The organism is Mucilaginibacter sp. P5_A6 (assembly GCF_056400585.1).
In genome coordinates this window covers 1-4890 of record NZ_JBFUKZ010000063.1, presented here as the reverse complement: position 1 = coordinate 4890, position 4890 = coordinate 1, and the positions used below count along the sequence as shown (strand labels likewise).

The window sequence follows — 4890 nt, the reverse complement described above, 5'->3', positions numbered from 1 at the left end:
TTTCTTCGCTGGTAGCTTCCAGAGCCTCAGTAGTTTTTGATGATGTTACTTTATCATATGAGCGTATAACTACAGTTTCCATAGATGCATAATTATTGTCGTTTTGCCTGTACTCAAACCCTACGTTGCCCGAAAAGGTTAACCACGACAACTTACCCTCAAATGGATTTGAATAAAAACCAAGGTTTATCTGTCCAAACAGGTTGTTATAATTTTTGCGCGATATCTGATTTTCAATTTTGGCATTACCGTTATCCAAAAAGAATAAATGGCTCGAAAAAATATACCCAGCCTTAGTATTTAACCATACCCAAAAAGCTTGCGTGGGTGCTGTGAAAGCTGGCTTGCCTATTGAGCCACTCTCCGATCTGGAATATTTGTTGGTACGGTTTAAAAATATGATATATGACAAATTGCCGGATGCATTTGTAGCCCATTTTCCTTTTTCAAACAGCGGAACAAAATCGTTGTTTGAAGTTACAGCTGCATCAATAAACAGCATGCTTAAGTTACCCTGGTAAACAGGAATTGATCCTTTTATAACAGGTTTTTTTGAAAAATCTATTAAAATTCCGGCCTGGGGTGTCACACTGTTAAGGTTAAAAACTTTAGCAGATAAGTGTTCAAAATCCGCATTTTTATAAAGACTGTCGCGCTCTTCGGGCTGATCTTGCGCCCTGGCCGATGAGGCGCAAATAAAAAGAACAAAAAGTAAGGGGAAGGTAAAAGTTTTCATTGTTTAATTTCGGGATTTATTAATTTATGGCTTGTTTATCAAGCTTCTCATAGCTTGAATTATTACTTAAATATTCTGGTACCATTTTTTTCATCTTTTTTACAATCTCCACTTCATCATCTTTTTGCACAAGCAGCAGTAATTGCTCAACATCAGCTGCTACATCTTTATAATCATAGGTTCGTACATTGGCAACCTTAATTTTTTCGTGATGTGTTGGTTGAGTATGCTCCTCGATGTTTAACAATTCTTCGTATAGTTTTTCACCCGGTCTTAATCCTGTATACACTATTTCTATTTCGGTTCCGGGTATAAAGCCTGCAAGCTTTATCATCTTTTTAGCCATATCGCTAATTTTAACAGGTTCGCCCATGTCAAATACAAATATTTTCCCTCCCTGGGCGGTTACACCGGCTTCCAATACAAGCTGCACAGCCTCTGGTATGGTCATGAAATACCGGGTTATTTCCGGATGGGTTACAGTAACCGGGCCGCCTTTTTTTATCTGCGCTTTAAACCGGGGTATCACCGATCCGTTTGATCCAAGGACGTTTCCAAAACGGGTAGTTATAAACTTAGTATTGGCGGAAGCCGGGGCGTAGGAATGCAGGCTATCAACAGAGTTTAAATAATCGTTGCCATGGGTGATGGCATCATTAAGCGACTGAATATATATTTCGGCTATCCGCTTTGATGCCCCCATAATATTTGTGGGATTAACCGCTTTATCGGTAGAGATCATTACAAATTTATCGGCATCAAAATATACAGCGAGATCGGCCAGATTCTTAGTGCCGCCCACGTTTGTTTGGATAGCCTCCGCCGGATTGTCTTCCATTAAGGGTACATGTTTATAGGCAGCGGCATGGAAGATAATTTCGGGCTTAAACTCTTTAAAAAGTGCACGCATCCTTTTGTAATTTCTTACATCAGCAATAAATAGCTTAACATCACATAATGGCTTTGTTTCTTCTATTTCCAGCCCGATCTCATAAAGCGGCGATTCTGACTGATCACATAATATGAGCATGGCCGGATCGAACTTTAATGCTTGCCTAACAATTTCAGATCCTATTGATCCCGCGGCTCCGGTTACAAGTATCCTTTTCCCGCTAAGTTCACTATGAATTTTTTTATTACTTATTAAAATTGGCTGCCTTGATAACAGGTCTTCAATTCTCAGATCTTTAATTTGCTTGGTAAGTCCGTCTTCGGCCAGCCATTTATCAGATGTTGGTACTGACGATATTTTGATGCCTGCCTGTAAGCAACATTCAATTAATTGTTGCTTAATTTGACTATCTAATCTTTCTTCCGGGATAATTAAACGTTCTACATTTAACCTGCGGGCTATTTTTTCAATAGCGGATAATGCAAAAACTCTGCGTTGCTCAATAAACTTATTGATTTTGGGACTATCAATTTCCACAAACCCCGCGATATAAAAATTACCTGTTTTACTGGCTTCAAGTGCTTGCTTCAGCAATAAGGAGTTATGACTTGTGCCATATATAAGCACCGTTTTTTTATTGGCCGAAGAGTGATACTTAATATAATAGTAAAGGCTGCGTATGGCAGTACGCAAGAACATCATTATGGAGCTTTTCAACGATAGGTTGACTATCAGCAGTAAAATAATTTTATTGAAGGTAAATCCGCTTATTGCCAGGCCACAATAGTATACACCTAAAAACACCAGATTACAAATAAACACAGCCACAAAAATCCTCAGCATATCCTGCGAGTTTGTAAAGCGGATAAGACCAGTGTGTATCTGCATTACAAAAAAAACGCATAGCGTTATTATAACGTAAGTACCCAGCATCAGGAAAAATTCAGATTTATAGATTTGTAGAGACCCTATTTCTTTAATAAGCATGCATGCCAGAGTAAATGTGGTCGCAGCTATAAAAAGGTCAATAAAAAGCACTATCCAGCGTGGGACAGTACGCGCCTTCCGTAAAAATTTAAGCATAGCAGGATAACAGCAGTTGTGATAATTTCAGCCTTGAATTACAAGTTCGATTGTGATAAGGAGACTTGTAACTCACAACGAAAGTAGAGTTCAAATGATAAACTAAAATTAATTCACCATTAATTGTAAAAAGAATTTTACAGTTGATAATGCCAATAATTAAATAAAAATGACCATACAACAAAATAATATTATGCCACCTTTAAATTTAAATACCTTTGAATATTAAGATAGGAAAAGCCTAAAACAATAATTACTATCAGCAGATAAATTAACAAGGGAAGATCTGTAGTTATCAGGAACGCATTGATTGCCAATTGAATAATACCATAGGCCAAAGCGATGCCCCGGTGTTGGTAGTTCCCTTTGTGTACCAGCAGCTGGTATAGATGAAGCCTGTGCGCCTGAAGTATATTCTGCCCAAGCTTTATCCGTTTTATCAGGGTAAAAAACACATCAATACCATAAACACTAAATAAAAAGAGGTATTTAAAAGATGCGGTTTTTGTAATGATTGCTATAGTTAAGGCGATAAGCAAAAAAGAGATACTAATGCTTCCTACATCACCTGCAAAACACTTTGCTTTTTTTCTGAAATTGTAAAAAAGGAATATAAGGCATGCTAAAAAAGGGCATATAATTAAATAATTAGTGACAAAATGGATAGTAAAAAAGTTTATATACATCATTGATATTAAAGTCACAACACTATAAATACCGGTAATGCCGTTTATACCATCCATAAAATTAAATGCATTAATAGTACCAATGATTACTGCGTACGACAAAATCACCAGCCACAATGGCCATAAGTAATATATATTAAGTGCATATAACATTAATGAAACCGCCAAAAGATGAACCACCAGGCGCAATAGCGCACTTAAAGGAATAAGATCATCAATAAAGCTGATGATGCTAATTATTAAAAGCCCGGCAATAAAAAAAACATGGACTTCGCCAAAAAATGAAAATCCTAAAACAATAGCAAGTGGAAAAACTATGCCGGCACCTCTTATGGTTACCTCGGTATGTGAGCTTCGGTGATTAGGTATATCAAAAATGTTATAATGCATCGATAACCTGAAGTACAGATGTATTAATATGATCAGCAATATCGGTATGAGCAGGTAATTTATCATAACTTATAAATTTGCAGCAGTGTGAAACAAACCATCTTTAGCTGAGATTGGAAGATTTTTTATACCAATGGCTGTTTTTATTTTTTCGTTGCTAACCATATAGCTTTCGGTAAGCTTTTTAAGTCGTTCTGAGTTCAGCGGTAAATGCAAAACATCGCCGGCAGCAGCAAGTGATCTGATGATTTTTGCATTTAGCGGCCATTTAACAGCCTTAATATTCAAAGCCTCAGCCAAAACATCAATTATACCTGTTGTGGAAAGCGGTTCGTCATCGGCAACATTGTATATGCCGCTTTTAATATCCTTGTTGCTAATTATGGCATCTATTACAAACAATAAATTATCAATGGAAAGCAATGAGCGCTTATTTTGAAATGCAGCAAGCGGATAAGGTATCTTCTTTTTCACAAACTGGTATAACAGGTTTAAGTTGCCTTTATTACCCGGACCATGGATCATGCATGGCCTAAGTATGAATAGCCTTTTGCCCTCCGGTAACAGGCTGTTCATTAAAAATTCTTCCGCTTTTAGCTTCGATCTGCCATATGTTGTTTGAGGGTCGGGCTTATCTGTTTCAAGCAAAATTCGGCTTACATTATCGGCTGCAGCCTTTACACTACTTATATACACAAATTCGGTAGCACCAGATGCCAGGTATTGCTTAAATAAACTGATAGTCAGGTTGGTGTTAACATCGAAATATTCCTTATCGTCACTTGTTTTTTTCAGGTCATGCGCTTTACCTGCCAGGTGTATTATGGAATCATAATGTTTAATGCCGGGCAGCTCATCATAATTAAATCTCAGGAGTGTTGAATCATCGCCTTTATTGCGTCCTAATCCTATAACATCATACCCTTCGTTTAGTAAGTACGGTATTAAATTTACTCCCACAAAACCAGTGTAACCGGTTACCATTATAGTTTTCATCTGGAGTATTTTATTAAACCGTTAACTACATAGTTTACCATCAAATAGGCTGAATAAAAGGAGTTGAGCTTTTCTACATCGCGATAAACTTTCCATACGTATAACAT

4 protein-coding genes are annotated in these 4890 nt (G+C 37.1%); all 4 read right to left on the bottom strand.

Features of this window, described 5'->3' with window-relative positions:
- A partial coding sequence (locus AC1DO4_RS27550; protein WP_477420980.1) for a hypothetical protein occupies positions 1 to 736 on the bottom strand: 736 nt, incomplete at its 3' end.
- Between the two features lie 19 nt (positions 737 to 755).
- The gene (locus AC1DO4_RS27545; protein ID WP_477420979.1) at positions 756 to 2711 is read right to left on the bottom strand and encodes a polysaccharide biosynthesis protein; all 1956 of its coding nucleotides are present in this window, start codon (positions 2709 to 2711) and stop codon (positions 756 to 758) included.
- A 191-nt stretch (positions 2712 to 2902) separates the two neighbouring features.
- The gene (locus AC1DO4_RS27540) at positions 2903 to 3853 is read right to left on the bottom strand and encodes an MraY family glycosyltransferase (protein ID WP_477420978.1); all 951 of its coding nucleotides are present in this window, start codon (positions 3851 to 3853) and stop codon (positions 2903 to 2905) included.
- A 3-nt stretch (positions 3854 to 3856) separates the two neighbouring features.
- Positions 3857 to 4783 carry an NAD-dependent epimerase/dehydratase family protein gene (locus tag AC1DO4_RS27535; RefSeq protein WP_477420977.1) on the bottom strand — a complete coding sequence of 309 codons (927 nt, stop codon included), beginning with the start codon at positions 4781 to 4783 and terminating at the stop codon, positions 3857 to 3859.
- Positions 4784 to 4890: the final 107 nt, after the last annotated feature.